The 20,074-nt window shown below is 60.0% G+C and carries 16 protein-coding genes; 7 read left to right on the top strand and 9 right to left on the bottom strand.

Features of this window, described 5'->3' with window-relative positions:
- Nucleotides 1-11 precede the first annotated feature (11 nt).
- The 3 genes from EJ072_RS02995 (at nt 12) to EJ072_RS02985 (ending at nt 4,558) form a co-directional block, all read left to right on the top strand.
- Nucleotides 12-1,637, top strand: a complete 1,626-nt coding sequence (locus tag EJ072_RS02995; RefSeq protein ID WP_126078507.1) for an FAD-dependent oxidoreductase — start codon at nt 12-14, stop codon at nt 1,635-1,637.
- Nucleotides 1,638-2,012: 375 nt separating this feature from the next.
- On the top strand, nt 2,013-2,711 hold the full coding sequence (locus tag EJ072_RS02990; protein ID WP_126078506.1) for a hypothetical protein: 699 nt from the start codon (nt 2,013-2,015) through the stop codon (nt 2,709-2,711).
- A gap of 704 nt (nt 2,712-3,415) precedes the next feature.
- Nucleotides 3,416-4,558, top strand: coding sequence for a porin (locus tag EJ072_RS02985; RefSeq protein WP_126078505.1), 1,143 nt, complete (start codon nt 3,416-3,418; stop codon nt 4,556-4,558).
- A 708-nt stretch (nt 4,559-5,266) separates the two neighbouring features.
- Here EJ072_RS02985 and EJ072_RS02980 read toward each other — a convergent pair.
- Complete coding sequence (locus EJ072_RS02980; protein WP_189343203.1) at nt 5,267-6,265, bottom strand: methylenetetrahydrofolate reductase; 999 nt, start codon at nt 6,263-6,265, stop codon at nt 5,267-5,269.
- A gap of 265 nt (nt 6,266-6,530) precedes the next feature.
- Between EJ072_RS02980 and EJ072_RS02975 the strand changes: the two genes are divergently transcribed.
- On the top strand, nt 6,531-7,424 hold the full coding sequence (locus EJ072_RS02975) for a VOC family protein (RefSeq protein ID WP_126078504.1): 894 nt from the start codon (nt 6,531-6,533) through the stop codon (nt 7,422-7,424).
- Here the strand turns inward: EJ072_RS02975 and EJ072_RS02970 are convergent.
- Nucleotides 7,414-8,148, bottom strand: a complete 735-nt coding sequence (locus EJ072_RS02970) for a GntR family transcriptional regulator (RefSeq protein WP_126078503.1) — start codon at nt 8,146-8,148, stop codon at nt 7,414-7,416. The two genes, EJ072_RS02975 and EJ072_RS02970, sit on opposite strands and share 11 nt — an antisense overlap.
- A 373-nt stretch (nt 8,149-8,521) precedes the next feature.
- Between EJ072_RS02970 and EJ072_RS02965 the strand changes: the two genes are divergently transcribed.
- From EJ072_RS02965 to EJ072_RS02955, 3 genes are all read left to right on the top strand, one after another.
- Nucleotides 8,522-9,460: a 3-keto-5-aminohexanoate cleavage protein gene (locus tag EJ072_RS02965; protein ID WP_126078502.1), complete on the top strand. Its 939-nt coding sequence runs from the start codon at nt 8,522-8,524 to the stop codon at nt 9,458-9,460.
- A gap of 47 nt (nt 9,461-9,507) precedes the next feature.
- Nucleotides 9,508-10,404, top strand: coding sequence for a formyltetrahydrofolate deformylase (gene purU / locus EJ072_RS02960; RefSeq protein WP_126078501.1), 897 nt, complete (start codon nt 9,508-9,510; stop codon nt 10,402-10,404).
- 241 nt (nt 10,405-10,645) lie between these two features.
- Nucleotides 10,646-12,043, top strand: coding sequence for an aminomethyltransferase family protein (locus EJ072_RS02955; RefSeq protein WP_126078500.1), 1,398 nt, complete (start codon nt 10,646-10,648; stop codon nt 12,041-12,043).
- Between the two features lie 115 nt (nt 12,044-12,158).
- On the opposite strand, the gene EJ072_RS02950 is transcribed toward EJ072_RS02955, so the two are convergent.
- From EJ072_RS02950 to EJ072_RS02920, 7 genes are all read right to left on the bottom strand, one after another.
- Nucleotides 12,159-12,719, bottom strand: coding sequence for a carboxymuconolactone decarboxylase family protein (locus tag EJ072_RS02950; RefSeq protein ID WP_126078499.1), 561 nt, complete (start codon nt 12,717-12,719; stop codon nt 12,159-12,161).
- A gap of 80 nt (nt 12,720-12,799) precedes the next feature.
- Complete coding sequence (locus EJ072_RS02945; protein WP_126078498.1) at nt 12,800-13,759, bottom strand: VOC family protein; 960 nt, start codon at nt 13,757-13,759, stop codon at nt 12,800-12,802.
- Between the two features lie 516 nt (nt 13,760-14,275).
- Nucleotides 14,276-16,435 carry a xanthine dehydrogenase family protein molybdopterin-binding subunit gene (locus EJ072_RS02940; protein WP_126078497.1) on the bottom strand — a complete coding sequence of 720 codons (2,160 nt, stop codon included), beginning with the start codon at nt 16,433-16,435 and terminating at the stop codon, nt 14,276-14,278.
- Nucleotides 16,432-17,436, bottom strand: a complete 1,005-nt coding sequence (locus EJ072_RS02935) for a xanthine dehydrogenase family protein subunit M (RefSeq protein WP_126078496.1) — start codon at nt 17,434-17,436, stop codon at nt 16,432-16,434. The genes EJ072_RS02940 and EJ072_RS02935 overlap by 4 nt, the downstream gene beginning before the upstream one ends.
- Nucleotides 17,436-18,089: a (2Fe-2S)-binding protein gene (locus tag EJ072_RS02930; protein ID WP_189343201.1), complete on the bottom strand. Its 654-nt coding sequence runs from the start codon at nt 18,087-18,089 to the stop codon at nt 17,436-17,438. Before EJ072_RS02930 ends, EJ072_RS02935 begins: the two co-directional genes overlap by 1 nt.
- A 620-nt stretch (nt 18,090-18,709) precedes the next feature.
- Nucleotides 18,710-19,360, bottom strand: coding sequence for a CoA transferase subunit B (locus EJ072_RS02925; RefSeq protein ID WP_126078495.1), 651 nt, complete (start codon nt 19,358-19,360; stop codon nt 18,710-18,712).
- Entirely contained in the window at nt 19,360-20,073 is a 714-nt protein-coding gene (locus EJ072_RS02920) for a CoA transferase subunit A (protein ID WP_126078494.1), read from the bottom strand. The genes EJ072_RS02925 and EJ072_RS02920 overlap by 1 nt, the downstream gene beginning before the upstream one ends.
- Nucleotide 20,074 lies beyond the last annotated feature (1 nt).

The following is a 20,074-nucleotide window of genomic DNA, read 5'->3' as shown; positions in this document are numbered from 1 at the left end:
GACGCTGGCTAATGGACAATCGCGACGCGGATGTATTGATCATAGGCGGTGGCCCGACCGGCCTCGCCCTCGCCACCGAACTGACGATGCGCGGAAAGCGTGTATGCGTTGTGGAGCGGAACGAACGGACCGGAGTACAGCCGCGCGCGAAGACCACCAATGTGCGCACAATGGCGCATATGCGGCGCTGGGGTCTTGTACCGGAGGTACGCCGTCGCTCGCCCTTGCCGCAGGGTTTTCCGCGCCGCGTCCTCTTCCAGCATACACTTTTCGCCAATCCGATCGTCAGCTTCGACGATTCGTTTTGCGCGAGTCCGCAGCGCCGCGATGAATTTCCCGAACATGCCGAGTTCATCCCCCAATATGTGATCGAAGGCATCCTTGCCGAAAAGGTCGCATCGGAGCCCCTCGCGACGGTGATGTTTGGATGGGAGCTCGTATCCTTTGCCGAGGAGTCCGAGGGCGTCGTCGCGCGCGTCCGAGGACGCGACGGAGCCGAGCGGGAACTGCGGGCGCCTTACATCATCGGAGCCGATGGCGGGAGGAGCTCCGTCCGCAGGCTCCTCGGGATCGAGATGCGGGGCAAGAGCAATCTGACCACCTTTGCGACCTTGATCCTTCGCATCCCCGGTCTGATCGAGCGCAACGGCCTGCCGAGGGGGCTTTTCCACTTTATCGTGCGACCCGACGCCGCGAGTATCATCGGACCACTCGATCAGGGTGACGTTTGGTATTTCTCGCGCGTCGCTCAAGCGGAGGTGCCGACCGAAGACATCCTGAATGTCGCCCGTCGCGCGATCGGATGCGAGGTGGAGATTGAAGTGCTGGCCCGCGATAATTGGGTAGTTCACAGCCTCCTGGCGGATGGCTACCGGAAAGGCCGCGCATTTCTCGCCGGCGACGCCTGTCACCTGCATTCGCCCTTTGGAGGTCACGGGATGAACCTCGGGATCGGCGATGCCGTCGATCTGGCGTGGAAGCTGGCTGCCGCGCTTGGCGGATGGGCGGGCGAGGGCCTCCTCGACAGCTACGCAGTCGAGCGCGCGCAGGTCCACAAGGCCGTTATCGACAGCGCGACGCGCAATGTCGGAGCGCTATCGGAGAACTTCGCCGATCCGATCCTTGGCGAAACCGGCCCGGAGGCGGATGCCGCCAGGACTGCGGCAGCGGCGGAAATAAGAAAGCTGAAAACGCCCGAATTCCATTCGCTCGGACTTGTCCTCGGCTACCGCTATACTAACTCGCCGGCGATCGCGCCGCCGGATCGGGAAGGTCCGCCCCTCGAGGTAAGTCGTTATGTACCGGACGCTACGCCTGGTCACTTGGCGCCGCATTTCTGGATCGACGAGACGATTTCGATCTACGATCTTTTCGGCATCGGCTTCACCTTGATCGTGGGCGAAGGGCAACGCGACGTCTCCGCCTTGGTGGAAGACGTGGAAGCAACAGGGATTCCGCTCAAGGTGCTGCGGTTGGACGAAGCTTTGATCGACCGCCACTTTGAAGCGCCGTTGGTGCTGGTGAGGCCAGACCAACACGTCGCATGGCGAGGAAACGCGATCCCTGAAAGCCGACGTCTAATTGAGATAATGCGGGGAGAACGTCGCTCCCAATCTGAGCCTGGGAAATCCGAATGAGACATGGAGGCTGGTTTACGAGGCTGAAGCCGACTTTGCCTGGCGGAGGTTCGTCGGCCGTGACCTTCGGTTGGGCTCACTAATGCCGCGGCCGATTTCGCCGCAGGTCGTGCTCGGCATCGCCATCCTGCGGTTCCTCTCGCCAGATCGATGCGAACGGGACACGTGCGGAACTGGTGGAGCATAGCATATTCGGCTGAGCGGATTTTGAATTCGGCCGCTCAGCGGTCCCGAAGCCCTCAAGGAGCCAAGCATGTGCAATGTCTACAAACCAGCCAGGAGGCGATCCACCCATCGCCCGACCTGCGAAGAAGCGATGTTTTGATGAGCGAGGTTTGAGCGGCCTAGACGTTTTTCCGGAGGGGGAGCCACGGAATGACCAAATCACCTGACACAGTAACGCAATCCCGGCAGTACGAGCTCTCAAGCCTTGTGGCGAAGGAAGTCCAGCGCGTCCTGGTCCGCTTCGGCGAGGTCATGGAGGAGCACGGTCGCTGCCCGCCCTGCGTGGCGGATTGCAGGATCGCTCCCGACAGGGAGCAATCGCCGGCGAGCCGGCAGGCGATCCAGGACGACTTGGTAGCCCTAGCCTCGGGCTTCGTCGACAGGCTCGCGGCCGAGGCGGCCCGGCGCCTCGATGCCGACGTCGGCGAGGAGGCGCTGCCAGCAGCGTTGGTCGAGGCAACAGCAGGCAACCCAGCTGCAAGGGCGGAGGACGGCAAGGGCGACTTCCTGCGCATCCAGGAGTGGGCCGGGCAAGTCGCCGGGCCGACATACCTGGAGGATCAATATGGTATACCGCGGTCCACGCTGCACTGGTGGCAACGTCACAACGACGTGGTCGCGCTGCGCAGGGGTGCGCGCAAGCATGTGTTTCCCCTGGCTCAGTTCGTGGATTGCAGGCCGGCACCCGGGATACGGCAGGTGCTCGCCTCGATCGCCAATCCCCGGCTTGCATGGCTCTGGCTGACACGCCCGTGCCCTCTCCTGGATGGCCGGGTGCCCATTGAAATGCTCAGGCAGGATTTGGCCGAGGAGGTCATCTCGGCCGCGCGAAATCATGGCTCGAGGTAAGGTTGCACTGGCCAGATGATTGAGGCCGAACAACTTGCCGAAATGAACCGGCGTACCCGTTGGACCAGTGTTGCCGAACAGAGGTAACCCTTTGCGTGCAGCCCCATAGCGTGGATGGCAAGCGAGGCTGCACATTGAGAGCGTCGATTGCGGAGCCAAAGGAGCAACTCTGCCCGTCAACGCACACGTAGGGTTTTCCCCATCGCTTGATCCTCCGCTGGAGACAGCCATTCGCTGCGAGGCCATGCGGATTCAGCCACGGGGACATCGTCGCGGGAACGGCACGTTGCCGTAACTGCGCTCGCCAAGAGAGCATTCGGACGACCGGGGCAGGCGACGCCTGGGGTCCAGGTTGCGCATTCAACGTAGAGCGACCTCACATAACCTCAGCTGGTCGATGCCCTTCTCCCCCCTTCGCTCAGCCGATTTTGCCAATTTATCCAGATTGTACAGATTGTTCCAATTGCGTTGTTTGTACTATTAGTGCAAGTTATACTTACGTCTTTGTGACATAATCGCAACTATACAATAAATCATGGTTTTCTAATAAGCTTTATAGCTTGAATTATTGAGCGTGATCGATAGCACTCAGGGCGCGAGTAAGCGGCGTGATGCTGGTTGCGCGCTTCCGGGGAATGGGAGGGGACGTAGTCGGTCAAGAACGACAGCCTGGCCCTTTTTTAATCTTTTGAGTGGAGATCAAAATGAATATCAAGAGCCTTCTTCTCGGCTCCGCGGCGGCTCTGGCCGCTGTCGGCGGAGCCCGCGCAGCTGACGCGGTCGTTACTGCAGAGCCCGAGCCAGCCGAGTACGTCAAGGTATGTGACGTCTACGGTGCCGGGTACTTCTACATCCCGGGCACCGAGACCTGCCTTCGCGTCGGCGGCTATATCCGCTATGACATCAAGGGAGGCGATCTCGGCAGTTTCGACGGTGCCCAGGCCATCGACGTCCAGGACGGCAGCATCAACGATACCTGGGCCAAGAACGCACGCTTCACGCTGAAGACCTGGACCGGCCAGGAAACCGAGCTCGGCACGCTGAAGACCTACACCGAGACCCGTTTCAACTTCGGCAACACCGCCAAGAGCGGCCTCGGCCTCGATCCCAATGGTGTCGGTGCCTTCAACAAGCCCTTGTCACTGAAGTTCGCGTGGATCCAACTCGGCGGATTGCGGGTCGGTAAAGATGAATCGGCCTTTGATACCTTCATCGGCTACGCCGGCAATGTCATCAATGACACTCTCGTCCCGTACGGCTCGTTCGATACCAACGTCATCCAGTACTATTTCGATGCCGGAAACGGCTTTTCCGGCGTGGTATCCCTCGAGGAGGGCTCCGCGGCATTCACGATCGACAGTTATGTCCCCCATGTCGTCGGCGGCGTGAAGTACAAACAGGACTGGGGTGCGATCACTGGCGTTGCTTCCTATGACAGCAACTACGAAGAGTTTGCCGGCAAGGTTCGCCTGGACGTGGTCGCCACCAGCCAACTCTCGCTCTGGATTATGGGCGGCTATGGCACCGACAACAACCTGTCGGACTTCCTCGGAAATGGCGGGCGAGGCTTCTACAAGCCGTGGGCTGGCCATTGGGCGATCTGGGGTGGCGGCACCTACAAGTTCAACGACAAGACGTCGTTGAACACGCAGATCTCCTATGACCAGGGCAAGAATCTCGGCATCGCAGCGAACGTTGCGTACACCATTGTGCCCGGCTTCACGATCACGGCAGAACTCGACTACCTGAACGCAGGGAAGTTCGGCGATGCGGACTTCAGCAATTGGACCGGTGCCGACAAGAAGAGCAGCATCGGCGGCGTCCTTCGCTTCCAGCGCTCGTTCTAGCCGGGGCAGAGAGCTTGGTGCCCGCAGCGTACGCTAGCGGGCACCAAGCCTCGCCGGGCCGGTTGGGGTGCGCGAGTGACGAAACAAACATTGCCTGTCGGGGGTGCCTCCTAACACCGGTAGTGTCGGCGCCTCCTTGGCACAGGCATGCCGCCGGGTGCGAATTGCCCGTTGACCTTCCTCAGCGCGAGGCGGAAGACCTCATCCGCCCCGCAAGAGCCCGTGTTGAGATCAACGTTGCCGGCGAAGAGGGGGCGCTGGGCGGCGATTCCAATGTCTCCTCGCATGAGGGCACCGGGAGCCTGGTCGCCGTCATTGGAAAGTCGGCGAATGGCGCGGCTGAGCCGCCTGAGGAAACCGAGCACCAAGGAGTGAAGCCGCTGCCTGGGCGGCACTTCGTCGGTCTTACCGCGAAGTGGACCCGGCGCTGCAGCAGCGCACTCGGCGGCGACACCGACGTCGCCCCCTTGATGGTCTCATGCTGCAAGTCCTCTGCTGCCTTTACCTCGCCCAGACACCTGCCTGAGATTAGGTTGATGAGCGCGAGGCTTCAGCGAGCTCCGAGTTCTCGTCGGCACTCCTTGGGTGTTGGGGCGCCACGAGACTGCGACATGCGGCGATGCGGATCCCCGTAGCCGTAGTGTCTGGGGAGTGCGAACTCGACCTATCCTCGCTCGACATGGCGCCAGCGAACGGCACGCAAGTTCCTCAAGCTTGATCCCTGACCCTGCGCAGCTCCAGCTCGGGTCTATGCGGCACTGTATCATCGTTCAGAAGTCGCGGTCGCTCTCTCCAGGTCCCGGCATGCCCCGCATTATGAAACCGGCGAATCCATTCGACGCATGGACCGATGCCTCCTAACGGGAAGAAGTGCATGCATTCGATTGCGCTTGCAACCTCTCCCGTCATGCGGGCAAAATCGGTCAATACATCGGTCGGCTCGTACGGCAGGGCAAGTTTTGTGACGTCCAGAGCGCGTCTCTGTAGGATCTTCATGGACGGCCCTATTCCGCAGGCGATCGCGTATTTGATCAGGGTCTGCAGCCTGGCGGGTCCTGCAATTCCAACGTGGATGGGCAGATCGATATGCTCCCGTCCCAGTCGCTCGATCCAGCTCTCAACCGGCCTTGCGTCGAAGACGAATTGGGTGACGATGCCCATCTTCGCGTCGGTGCGCTCGGCAAAATCCCGCTTCCACTGAAGAGCGGCGAAGACATTCCGGTCGCCCCCGTCAGGGTCTATGTCCCCATTGCGTTCCGGATGGCCCGCGACATGCAAGCGGCGGAAGCCGAATTGGTCGAAGAGCCCCGTCTCGAGCAACTCGATGGATGAGGTGTAACCTCCATGCGACTTTGTCCCGCCCGCGAGCACGAGCGCTTCGGTTACGCCGGCCTCATCCCGGTAGCGCGTAAGCCAGCTCCGGAACTCGGACCTGTCGCGGATCATCCGAGCTGGAATATGCGGCATCGCGGTATAACCCGAGTCGTTTAGCCGGCGCGCCGCGGCGACCATGTCGGCTATGTCCGTGCCTGCAACGCAGGCGATGTAGACGCGGGTGCCTTTCGGCAGAAATCCTTCAATGTCGTCCACGCGGGCCAGGGTCTTTGGCATGACCTCAAGCGAAAAGTTGTAAAGCAGATTGGCTAGTGAGGCAGTTGTACCGATCGCGCGGGGCCGGAGCCACCGCGCCAAGACGTCTTTGAGCATGATTCAAACCCGGATTTGTCTAGAGCTGCCGACCATTTGTGGAACGATCCCAGAGGCAGCTACCTGAGATCGCGTGGGGGGCGCCGGCAGACACAAACAAAGCTCCGGTTAGCGGACGAGAAGCCTCGCAGCAGCGATTGAACCAGCTGCAAGCGAGTGTATCAGCGTCTTCCGCGAGAGCAAAGGAAAAAACATTTTACATCATGAAAAGAATTTTGCTAATGTGACTCAACGGCCGTTCAGCCTTATCCGACAGGGAGAACCCATGAAAAAATTCGATCCGAAAGTGTGCCATCTCGGATATGTCTCGATGGGCGTCACGGATATCGCACGGTCATTCGACTATTATGGCAAGACCCTCGGCTTGGTTGAGGCGGACAGGGAAAGCGACAGCGCGTTTCTCTCCGTGGGCGCGGAGCACCACAACATCATCCTGCGCAGGGCGAGCGAGAAGTCGTTCTTGGGTCTCGGATATCAACTTCAGCCAGGAACGGATCTTGAGAGCTTTGCGAATGCAGCCCGGCACTTCGGTTTGACTGCTCAAATCAAGTCCGATAGCCAGCCGGAGATTCCCCAGCTGGTAGAGGTGGTGGGCCCTGGCGGCCATGTCTTCGAGTTTTTCGATACCGCCCTCAACGGCGGCCCCGGATTCGGGCTGACCGGAATTCGTCCCCTACGGTTGGGGCATGTTGCCGTCATTTCGCCTGAGACGAAGAAGCTTCGATCCTTCTATGAAGATTTTCTCGGTTTCCACTACACCGACGACATCGGTGGGGTGGCAACCTTCATGACATGCAACCGCGATCACCACGTGGTCAATTTGACGAACGCGCCAGAGTCGCGGCTACACCATGTCGCCTTCGAGCTGTCGGACAACGCGGACCACGTCAAGGCGTCCGACATCCTGGCTTCGGCCGGCATACCGACGCTCTGGGGGCCATCGCGGCATTGTGCCGGGCACAACCTTGCCGCATATCACTTTGATCCCGACAAGGTGATGATTGAGCTGTACACCCAGATGGACGTCTATGTTCCAGCACTCGGATCCTTCGAGCCTCGGCCCTGGCACGAGCAGAACCCGCAAGTTCCGATGAGTTGGGGCATCGACAAGATGGCGAATTGGGAAACCGGGTTCACATTCGATCTGGTCAAGGCCTGACTAGGGCGAGTTCGGCCCGCCGCAGATCGGCCTCATCGGACTCCGCTTCTTGGAACGGAATCGACGAATTCAATAGGACTTCGGTGGTAATCTCCAGGTGCCGCTTCATGGCGGCCTTGGCCGCTTTTGCGTCACGTGCAAGCGCTGCGTCGGCGATCGCATTATGCTCTTGCTCGACCGAGCGTCCGCTTCCCTCGACTGGGCCTGACATGCGGCGGTAGCGCTCTGAGCGTATATAGAGCGCCTGCCTTATCTCCAGCCAAACCTCGTTCCGGCACGCCGACACCAGGGCATCGTGAAACTCCATATGGAGCACGGGCCATTTCTTGCCCTGATCCGTCTCGGGGTGGAGCCGCGCCTTGGCGAGCGCATTGAGCTGGTGCCGCGTGGAAAGAACGCGCGCCTCCCACTCCACCGTGCCGTAGCGGATCGCTTCTTGGAGGCAAAGACCTTCGACCGTGATTCGAACTTCGGTCAGCTGGATGAGATCTTTTCTGGAGATTGGGGCGACCTCAAATCCTTTTTGCGGCTCCGCTTTCACCAGCCCCTCGGCTGTTAGCCTGGAAAGCGCTTCCCGTACGGCCCCCGAACTGGCTTCAAAAGCGGCGCTGAGGTCATCGATCTTCAGACGTTCCCCTGGCAGCAACCTCGCTTGCACGATTGCGTCGCGCAAGTTCCTGTACGTTTCAGCTGTCCTGCTTGTCGACGATGGCTTCAGAGGCATTATCCCAGCCGCGCGTTAGAAATGTATTTTCGTTTGCAATGTGCATTCCGAGGGGCTAAGAATACACCTGAGGGTTATTATACGCAATGGGCGCGCCGGTGCATATCATCGCTGGAGGCGGTTATCGCCGATCGGCGGTGAAACGGCGCCCGATTAGGGCGCGGATTTGGCGGATGGAGAGGCAATATCCGGCTGTCTGACGAGCCGGTTCGCAGCGGCGGCCATGCCATGGCGGTGAGATGTTAAGCCACGCCAGCCGGTCGGCGGCATAGAAATCGAACACATAAGAGTCTGGCGGAACCCGGTTAGGGCCGAAGCATTCGTTTGCTTCGGAGCCTTCCGCTCACCCGACACTTGGATCTGGGATAGGCAAATGGCTTCCAGCAGGAACAGAAAGACCATCATCACATGTGCCGTGACCGGCGCGATCCACACGCCCACCATGTCAGACGCCTTGCCCTATACGGCTGACGACATCGCCAGACAGGCCATCGAGGCTGCGGAGGCCGGCGCCGCGATCCTGCACCTCCACGCGCGCAATCCGGAAGACGGCAGTGTGTCGATTGAGCTCGGTGACTTCAACGCCTTCCTGCCGCGAATAAAGCAGTCGACCGATGCGGTCGTGAATATCTCAACCGGCGGGGATATTTCGAAGACGGTTGCCGAACGCCTTGGTCCCGCGCTCGCCTTCTCGCCTGAGATGTGTTCCCTCAACATGGGTTCCGTCAATTTCGCCTTTCACAGAATGGCTAGCCGCTACGACAAATGGAAGTTCGACTGGGAAAAGGCCTATGTCGAGCGGTCGGAGGGCGCAATCTTTCGCAACACTTTTAAAGACCTTCGGGAAGCCGCGGATGCGCTGCGGCCGCATAGGGTCCGCTTCGAGCATGAATGCTACGACATAGGACATCTCTACAACTTGAAATTCGGGTTGGATCAGGGCTGGTTCAAGGCGCCGATTTTCATCCAGTTCGTGATGGGCATTCTCGGCGGCATCGGTCCCGAAGTAGATAACCTCGTGTTTATGAAGAGGACTGCGGATCGCCTGTTCGGTGATCAATATCACTGGTCGGTGCTCGGTGCGGGTGCGGCCCAGTTGCCGCTGGCAGTGACGGCCGCTCAGCTCGGTGGCAATGTCCGCGTCGGCCTGGAGGATTCCCTTTACATTTCGCGCGGCCGTCTTGCCTCCTCCAACGCCGAACAGGTCAACAAGATCCGTCGCCTTTTGGAAGATCTCGGGCATCAGATCGCCACTCCAGACGAGGCTCGCGAAATGCTCGGGCTGAAAGGCGGCGATAGCGTCGCCTTCTGAAATCGGGCGCCCCGCCCGTCCACAACAATCAAGACCAGGAAATCAGAATGACTCAGCAGTCGGAACGTTCATCTTCAGTCGCCCAGGCTGCGTCAAAACTCCCGACCTTCCTTTTGAACCTGACATGCAAGAACGAGCCAGGCATCGTAGCAGCCGTTACAACGGCATTGGCTAGGCTTGGAGGCAACATTGTCGAGGCGCACCAGTTCGACGATTCCTCCACAGGCAATTTTTTCATGCGCGTTCAGTTTGAGTTTGCTGGCCAGATTCAAGAGGTCCGGAGCGCGCTCAAGGACGCCACCGACCAGTTCGCCATGGAACTCACAATCCGGCCGACTGGGCAGAAGCGCAAGGTGCTGATCCTGGTCTCCAAGTTCGATCACTGCCTAGGCGATTTGTTGTACCGCATGCGGATCGGCGAATTGGCCATGGATTGTGTTGGAATTGTCTCAAACCACTCCGCCGAGACCCTCGATCTCGTTGGCCACCACGGTTTGCCGTTTCACCACCTCCCAGTGACCAAGGACACCAAGCCGCAGCAGGAGGCGCAGATCAAGACGATCATCGAACAGACAGGAGCGGAGCTGATAGTTCTCGCGCGTTATATGCAGGTCCTGTCCGACGATCTCTCTCGTTATTTGAAGAACCGCTGCATCAACATCCATCACTCCTTCCTTCCAGGCTTCAAGGGTGCCAAGCCATATCACCAGGCCCACGAGCGAGGCGTGAAGATTATCGGTGCGACCGCGCACTACGTAACCTCTGATCTCGATGAGGGGCCGATTATCGCCCAGGATGTGGAAGTGGTTTCGCATGCTGACTCGCCCGATGACCTGGTGCGCAAAGGTAGGGATATCGAGCGACGCGTTCTGGCCCGCGCTGTCAGTTATCATCTGGAGGATCGCGTGCTGCTTAACGGCACGAAAACGGTCGTGTTCAGTTGAGCTGACAGTTTTGCCCGTTCTGAAGCGCAGAGCATGCACATCCCGTAGCCCATCGAGGGGAGCACCCGGATAGGCTCTCGCTTGACAGCCTCACAAATGCATTATTTATTTCATAATATATTTGAGGCGGCCGAGGAATGATCAGAGGGGGCGCTTGCTAAGTCCCCGAAGGCTCTTTTTTGCCCTGGAAGGGGTCGCGATTTGTTGGCGCACGCTTACGAAAAACTCATGGGAGCTATGAATGAAGAGCTTGCAGGACCTCGTTGAGTCGAAGCCAAAGCTGGTGGATTATTTCTACAACGACACCATATCGCCGTTTTATAAATCGCGGACCGAGCTCTTTTCACGGCTCAATTTGATCGAGCAGGAGTACACGAACTGGCGCGACGAGCAGCGCGCAGCGCACGAGACCTGCATTCTTACCAATCAGTCCCACCACATGCCTGTGTTGATCGTAAGAGGGTCGGATGCGCGCAAGATGCTGCAATACCTTACTCCGATCAGTCTGGCGAATATTACACAAGATCGTGCCAAGCAATATTTCTCGGTCACGCCTCGAGGATATCACATCGGTGACTGCCTGATGTATTATCATGGCGAAGAGCAAGGCTATGAACTCATCAGCGGGATGCCAGTGCTCAATTGGGTCCGCTATCATGGCGAAAATGGCGAGTATGATGTCGAGGTCGAGTTCGAGCCTACGACGCCCTTCAATCCTACAGGCAAACGCAGCAAGTTTCGCTTTCAGATCGAGGGACCAACAGCATTCGACGTTCTAAACGACGTCGTAGAGGGTGGTTGGCCCGAGTTGAAATTCTTCCACATCAAGCCCGTCAAGATTGCAGGGGTTGAAGTCCTTGCTCTCAGCCATTCGATGGGCGCCGGTGGAAGGGCGGGCGCGGAACTTTCGGGCGACTACCAGCACCTGGATACGGTTCGCGAAGCGATCATTAAAGCCGGCGAAAAGCATGGGATCCGGCTTGGCGGTCTGTTGCTGTACTTCAGTCACGGTCTGATAGGCGGCTGGATCGCTTACCCGCTGCCCGCGATATATACTGGCGACGACTTGCGCCCGTACCGCGAATGGCTGTCGGCTGACAGCTGGGAGGCAAACGCTCAGATCGGCGGCAGCCTCTACAGCGAAAATATTGAGGACTACTACTGGACGCCTTCAGCCCTCGGCTATGATCGTCTCGTCAAGTTCGATCATGATTTCGTCGGTAGAGAGGCGCTCGAGAAAGGCATGATCGAGCCGCGTCGAGTCAAACGCATTTTCGTGTGGAACCGCGAGGATGTTCAAAAAGTAGTGGGTTCGCAGTTCTGCAGCGGCGACAGATACAAGGCGATGGAGTTGCCCATTCCCGCCTACGGCTGGCCCCAGGCCGACGAGCTGCGGTCCAAGGACGGCGACCTCATCGGCATTTCACAACATGTCGGATACTTCACTTTCGGTCCCGACGTGATTTCTCTGGGCTCTGTTGACGGGGAATATGCCAAGCCAGGAACCGAACTCGTACTGATTTGGGGTGAACCGAATGGGGGTTCGCGAAAGCCGCATGTGGAGCCTCACATGCAGGCCGCAATTCGCGTTCGGGTAATTGAACCGCCTTACTCGCCGGACAAGAATTTTCCCGACTAGGGCGTGGGCCCTAAGGGTATTCAAACCTAGCTGCGTTGGTCAGCAACTGTGTTTGCGGCGGCGCTGTTCACTGCACACGGCTCGGGACCGGCTCCTTTGGCCTCGAAGATCGGGCCTAGGCAAACGGATCAGGGGCACCTTCCGGCAGTGGGACGTGGAATGTCTTGATGGTCATTGAGATGAAGCCATAGTAGCCGAGAATCCCAACAAGCTCGACTGTCCCTCGGGTCCCCAATAGGCGGAGCGACTCTCTATAGGTGTTGTCGCTGACATTCATGGTGCGGTGAAGCTCAGTCGCGAATCGATAGACCACCCTTTCGGCCGCGTCGCCGAACGAGGGCTCCTTACCCAGCCTTATCGCATCAATGACAGCGGCATCAATCCCGGCCCTTTCAGCAATAGCCGCATGGATCACCCATTCAAAGCCGGCTCTCCAATGGGCACCAGTGAGGAGGATCGCCAGCTCCGACAGCCGTGGTCCCAGAACGGTGCCATAACGGCAGAATGCACCCAGTTCTTGTGCCTTGTCGGCCAGTTCAGGGCTCTGAAGCCACACCCGCAGCGGTCCTTCCACCACGCCACGCGGGCCAGCCTTGATGGCTTTATAGACGTGTGCCTGCTCTGGCGTTAGCAAGTTCTCGTCGAGGGCAGGGGGGCGATCAATCGGTGTGGGCATGTACCCTCCAGCTGCTACCATTTCGATAGGACGGTATTTCCGCCGGCAAATCCTCAGGTTTCCAACGCGGACGTTAAAAGCTACTCGGACGCTTCGTAGTTTACGATGAAGTCGTCTGGTGCGGTCGGACCCCAGACATAGTGCGCATCCTCGGCGTTATGGTCGTCGGCCGCCCAGTCGTGATCGCTGGAGATGTAGTCGATGTCGGCTGAGTATTCGGCGTAACTGCCCCAGGGGTCGCGGACGTAATGGAAATAGTTTGATCCAAGCACGTGACGGCCAAGGCCCCAGCCTTTGGAGTAACCCTTGTCCAACATCTGCTTGGCACCCAGGCCGATCTGATCAATCGATTCGACATCCCAGCTACAGTGGTGCAGGCCTGGCCCATTGGATTTGGCAAACGCAATCATATGGTGATCGCTTCCATGGACCCCATGCATGAAAGCGATACCGTCTCCGGAACGGTCGGAGAGGCGCAGTCCGAGCACGGTGCTGTAGAAGGCGATTGCCTTATGGACGTCGCGCGTGAACAACAGGACGTGTGCAAGTCGTCGAGGATGAACCATCCGGGCGGCGGAGCGCGAAGGCGCCCCACGGACATTTGCCGGCACGGAGATGTTTGACACCTGCGCCTTGGAATTCGGCGATGTCTTTTCCGCGACCTTGATCTCGACGAGATTGTTGTCATGGTCGCGAAACCAGAAACTGTTATTCTCGAAACCGGAGGGTGGATCGAGCAGCTTGACGCCTTGCTTTTCCACGTAGCGGCGAAAAGGCTCAAAGTCGTCTTCGAAGACGCCGAAGGAAAGAAAGTTGAACTTTTTGTTCTTCCCTTCTACCAGACTCACCCAGCAATGATCGTTGCCTTCAGTGTAGAGGCCAAGAGCGTTCCCCTCATCACGAACGATCAAGCCGAATGCGCTGTAGAACTGTTCGGCCCGTTTCAGGTCCGGCACGATCATGTTGAAGGTGTCCATGGAGTGGACCCCGAGAACACCCTCGCGGCGGCTTGGTGCGATGAAGCCATTGATACGCGTCATATTCAACCTCGGAGATCACTGACCTGGTCGACAGTCCCATTTCGGAAAGCTCCCAAGTTATCGACCTCAACACTCGCTAAGTTTCGGTGCTCGTCAAACGGCGAGATAGCGTAACCGATGAGGCCCGAGCCATGGTTCTCGAGACGGCAGCCCCGATCGAGTAGGTGGGTCTGCCTGTAGCAGGCGATCGAGGCTCAGCTCTGGGACCGCTTCGCTGCGAATCTTGCGGGCAGCAAGCATCGACGCCCGACCTCCCACGGCCGTCAACCGTCGCATTCAGCTATCCGTCGGAAAAGACTATTTGTCAACGTAAAATAGATTTCCTTGATGTAAGTCGTCGCCGTCGGACTCCCGCTCTACGCAGGGGAGGGCACTACGAATTGCTGCCTTGCAGAAACCACGAAGAGCAGAGCGTTGCGTGTATCCCAGATAACCAATCGCCTTCCAGGTGTCCGCCAGGTTTCGAATCCGGTTTTCTAGCATCTCCTCGCGATGCCGTGCGCCAAGGCGATACCGCTAAAGCAGGTGTTCGATGCGGATAGGCATGTCCCGCAGCCGTCTGCCCGTGGCGTGAAAAATTGCGTTGGCGATCGCGGGTGAAGCCCCGACCATTGCAACCTCGCCAAGGCCCTTGAGCCCCATGGAATTGGCGAGGGGATCGGGTTGGTCGATGAAACCAACGTCGATATCGCCAATGTCTGCATTCACCGCAACGACATAATCGGCGAGATCGTTGTTGAGATAGCCGCCGTAACGTGGATCGATTTCTGTGGCTTCGCGGAGCGCGGCGCTGAATGCCCAGACCACTCCGCCGCGCACCTGGCTTGCCGCCGTTCGTGGGCTGATAACACGCCCGCAGTCGGCGATGCTGACAACGCGCGGCACGCGAATTCGGCGCGTGGTGGGCTCGATCCGGACCTCGACGAAATGGGCGATGTAGCTCATCGTGGTAAAGGTTGGATATTGGGGACCGGCAACAGCAAAGCCGCCCCGGCGCAGCGACTGGAGCGCCTCGGGCCCCTGGCCTGGCGCGACCTCGGAAACCTGGATCCGCAGGAATGGGCGACGCACGGTCGCAAGTTGCCGGTGTAGATTTCCAGCGATCCGACGTCCGGCAAGAAGTTCCGCAATCGCCTCGCGCATCCGCGCGACTGCCTTGGCTGTCGCCGGGACGGCGCCAGCAGTGCCCCATGAGCCGGCGGTCATGTGTTGGGGAGCGGCGGTGGTGTCCCCGATGACTATTTCCAGCTTGTCGGGATCGATGTCCAATCCCTCGAGCAGCACCGTGGCAATCGCCGTTCGGATGCCCTGGCCCATCTCGTGGCCGGAGACGGTGTAGCGGGTTCGACCGTCCGCGCCGATGCGCAATGTCGCAACCGCCGCGGCCATCATGGACGGGTATGCGCCACAGGCGACCCCCCAGCCGACAAGGCTGCCGTCAGAAGCGCTCATCGAGCGCGGCTGCAGCGTCCGCCGCGACCAACCGAACCGTCGCGCTCCTTCGTCGAGGCACTCGTTGAGGAAGCGTGAAGAATAGGGATGACCGGTGCTGTGATCGACACCGCCATTATTGGCGAGCCGCAGTGCGACCGGATCGCGACCGAGCTTGAAGGCAAGTTCGTCGACCGCACTCTCGAAAGCGAAGCAGGCAGCCTGGGGATGGGGCGCCCGCATCCAACCCGGAGGCTGACGATCGAGCCTTATGTCAGCGGCGGTCCCGCGATAGTTCTCGATGCCGTAAAGGCGGCTAGGCGCCTCGTGATAGTCGGCCGACGGGAAGTAGCCGTTCCGCGACTGCTCCTGCTCAGCGTCATATAGCGCCGCAATCATTTTGCCGTCGGCGCTTGCGCCCAGGCGAACCCGATGGCGGCTGTTCGGCCGATAGGTGGCCAGATGGAATATCTGCCCGCGTGGAGTGACGATCTTCACGGGCCTGCCAAGCAGCATCGCCGCCCGGGCGACCAGTGCCGTCTGACGCTGGCCCATACCGCCTTTCTGTCCGAACCCTCCGCCGATATAGGCGCTCTTGACGTCGACGACCGCCGGATCGAGCCATAGTGCGTGCGCCGCCATACCTTTGGTACCCGCGCTGTCCTGCGTGCATTCGTGGATCGTCAGGCGTCCGTCTTCCCAGATAGCCGTGGTCGCAAGAAGCTCGATCGGATTGTGGTGCTGTGTGGGTGACGAATAGCTCGCGTCGATGGTTACTGCAGCGCCGCGAAGCGCCTCTTCGGCGTTACCGAACGTCACGTCCTCGGCGGAGTCGCGCGAGCTGCCCTCGCTGTCCAAAACCGCTGCGAACGGTTCCGATTCGTAGGTCGGCTGGACCGCCTCGGCTCCCTCGATCGCCGCTTCGAGCGTTTCGGCGACGACAAGCGCAACCGGCTGGCCACGATAGGCGATCTGCCACTCAAGAGTGGGCGGCGGGGGCAGCGCGTGCTTGCCGACGGGTGGCGGCGGGGGAAAGTCATCCGGAGTTAGCACGCGCACGACAGCGGGGACGCGCATGGCCGCAGAGGTGTCGAGCGCGGTCATCGTGCCCTTGGCGATTCGCGAAGGCACCGTCATGGCATAGAGCACCCTCGCGACGGGAACGTCGCCGGGAAAGAGGGTCGCGCCGCGCACTTTGTCGCGCGCGTCCACCCGGGCGCGGTCGGGAAATGATGCGGCACTCATGAACGGCTCCTTTCTGCGGCGATCAAAAGGGCGTCGGCGATAGTCCGTGCGCCGAGATCCAACTTAAAGCCGTTGTGCCGGCCGGGCTCCGCGGAGCGGAACGCCGCACGCCCTGCCTGCAGGGCTGTTTCAGACGTGAGGCGCTGGCCAACGAGCGTCTCCTCGGCTTCGGACGCGCGCCACGGGCGCGTTGCGACCCCTCCAAGCGCAATGCGGGCATGAACGACCCGGTCGCCTCGCATCTCGAGCGCGACGGCCGCCGAAGCGAGTGCGAAGGCATAGGATTCGCGGTCGCGAATTTTGTGATAGGTCGAGCCACGTCCTGCGGCCGTCCGCGGAACCTCGATCGCAGTGACCAGCTCGCCAGGCGCTAAAGCGAACTCGAGGTGCGGCGTCTCTCCGGGTAACCGGTAAAGCTCAGAGATGGGTGTCCGGCGCGCGCCCCCGGGGCCGACGATCTCGATGCTGCCATCCATGGCTGTGAGCGCGACCGGCCAATCACCGGGGGAGACAGCGTTGCACGCCCGGCTGACCCCGAGCACTGCCTGTCCACGGTCGAGGCCGCCAACCGCTGCGCAGCCGCTGCCAGGTTCGCGTTTGTTGCAAGGATAAACGCCGCCGGCGCCGTTGCGAAAATACATGCAGCGGGTGCGCTGAAGAAGGTTCCCGCCGACTGTCGCCATGTTGCGAAGTTGCTGCGATGCCGCCTTCCACAGGGATTCAGCTAGGACCGGATAGTCGCGAGCTATGGTCGGTTCGGCGGCGACCTTGCTCATCGGAGCAAGCGCGCCGAAACGCAGTCGCTCACTGCCAATCTCGATGACGTCCAGCCCCTCAATTGCAGTGACGTCGATCAAAAATGGCGGCTGCTCGATATTGAGCTTCATGAGATCGTAGAGCGTGGTGCCTCCGGCTATGTAGCGCGCTCCAGCCGCTGCTCTGGCGAAGGCATTCACCGCTTCCTGAGCGGTGGTCGGACGGACATAGTCGAACGACTGCATCAGCCCCTCCTCATCTTGGAAGCGGCGTCCTCGATTGCGGCGACGATCCCGACGTAAGCACCACACCGGCAAATGTTCCCGCTCATGTATTCCCTGATGCGGTCCGGAGATGTCGCGTTCCCCTCGGCGACGCAGGCTACGGCCGCCATGATCTGGCCGGGCGTGCAATAGCCGCACTGCAAGGCGTCGTGGTCAATGAAAGCCTGTTGCATGGGATGCAGGTCTTCGCCGCCGGACAGGCCCTCGATCGTGAGGATCTTTCGACCTTCGACTTTGGCTGCCAGGGTGAGGCAGGAGGCAACGCGCCTACCGTCGACATGGACAGTGCAGGCACCGCATTGGCCGTGGTCGCAGCCCTTCTTCGCCCCGGTTAGCGCTAGCCTTTCTCTGAGCAAGTCGAGCAGCGATGTACGCGTGTCAATGTCGCCGTCGACTGCTTCGCCATTGACAGTGGTGTGCACGCGCAATCCGCGGCTCGGCTCTGCATGTAAAGGCGATACACGAGGCGGAGCGGCTTCGCTGGTGCTCATGCTGTTGGCCGCAAAGATCGCCGCGGCAATGGCCGCGCTTCCTTTCGCTGTATCGCGACGAGAAATGCGAAGCGCACTGCCGGGGCGCGAATACGGCTTATCGACCACACCGTCGTCTGCCATGACGTCTCCTCCAGCCGCCAACACCCAGGCAACGGTCTGACTGTCGTTGCCCGCTGACGTGCCGTCTCCGGGGTGTTGCTTTCATTGACCAAAGCGGCGCGATGTTGAGACTTGCACCTGGCTCATTCGCGCTCACCATCCCACCAGTTCCGCCCTGGATGGTGACCCCAGCCGTAGCATGGCGAGCGCTCGGCCCGCTTGCCGCCTACTGCGAAAAACTTGCCTGATACTCGGGAGATGGGTAACTCAGCGTATCCAGGAACGCGGCTGCAACAGCGGTGCGCCGCCCACCGGCGCTTTTCGCTACCGCAGTCTGTCAGGATGACGTGAAAAATGTCCCTGCATCGACGTGCGTTAGATCTGATCCAGACGCACATCGTTTCGTTCGCGTGGCGACATCTTGCCGACCAACGGGCGATCTTCTGTGCATCCGCCGACGTCGCTATGTTGTACACCACCAGCCTGAGATCTGCGCCCCCATGCAAGGGCGCCTAGCGCTGGGTGACGTATGTGCTTAACGGCTTCACTGTGAGGCGCCGGGGCATCGACGCGGAACACACCCACGATCTGCCGTGGCACGCTCTCCCGGAGTGGGCCGGCTCGGAAAACCTGCGCGTGGATCATTTGCCAGCGAACGCGACCGTGTAAGGAGACGCAGTTTTTTCCGCGATTTCCTTTAGCGTGACGCCATCTGCCAACTCTATCAATCGTAGCTGCGGGTCGCCCGCAACCTCGCATTCGAATACGCCGAGATCTGTGATGATCAGATTGGCGACCCGCTTGCCGGTAAGCGGCAGCGTGCATTCCGGTACGATCTTGGACTCACCCTTGGCCGCATGCTCCATCAGCACCACGACGCGCTTGACGCCGGCTACTAGGTCCATCGCGCCGCCCATTCCCTTGACCATTTTGCCCGGAATCGTCCAGTTGGCGAGGTCGCCATTCGTGGCGACCTGCATGCCGCCGAGGATCGACAGATCGATGTGCCCGCCGCGGATCATGGCGAAACTGTCGGCGCTCGAAAAGAAGCTCGTCTCGGGAAGCGTCGTCACCGTCTGCTTGCCGGCGTTGATCAGATCGGCGTCTTCCTCGTCCTGATAGGGGAAGGGGCCCATGCCGAGCATGCCGTTTTCGCTCTGGAGGCGAACGTCGATGCCCGCGGGGATGTAGTTTGCTACAAGCGTCGGAATGCCGATACCGAGATTGACATAAAAGCCATCCTGCAGCTCATTTGCCGCCCGGGCGGCCATCTGATCCCTTGTCCAGGCCATTAGACTGCCTCCACTTCGCGGGAGCGCACGGTGCGCTGTTCGATATGTTTGATCGGATCTGCGATATGAACGATCCGGTCAACATAGATGCCCGGCGTATGGATCTGGTCGGGGTCCAACGTACCGGTCTCGACCAGTTGCTCAACTTCCGCGATAGTCACCCGGCCGGCCGTCGCCATTATCGGATTGAAGTTCCGCGCCGTCATCCGGTAGACAAGATTACCTTCGCGATCGCCCTTCCAGGCATGGACTATGGATAGGTCCGCGACCAGGCCTGTTTCCATGACAAACTCCGAGCCCTCGAAGGCGCGAACTTCCTTACCTTCAGCAATCAGCGTGCCGACACCGGTTTTAGTGAAGAAAGCCGGGATGCCGGCCCCGCCGGCGCGAATGCGTTCGGCGAGCGTGCCCTGGGGATTAAATTCGAGTTCCAGTTCGCCGGAGAGGTATTGTTCGGCGAAGAGCTTATTCTCGCCGACATAGGACGAGATCATCTTTCGGATCTGGCGGGTGCCGAGCAGTCGCCCTAGACCCTTGCCGTCGACGCCGGCATTGTTGGAGATGACGGTCAGGCCTTTTGCACCGGACTGCTCGATGCCGAGGATCAGGCTTTCTGGAATGCCGCATAGGCCGAAGCCGCCGGCCATGATGACCATCTCGTCTTTCAAAACATCTTTCAGAGCGTCGGCGACGCTGTCGCGCACCTTGCGCATA

The sequence above is a fragment of the Mesorhizobium sp. M2A.F.Ca.ET.046.03.2.1 genome, assembly GCF_003952425.1.
Lineage (GTDB): Bacteria > Pseudomonadota > Alphaproteobacteria > Rhizobiales > Rhizobiaceae > Mesorhizobium.
This window is presented reverse-complemented; position numbering and strand designations above follow the sequence as displayed.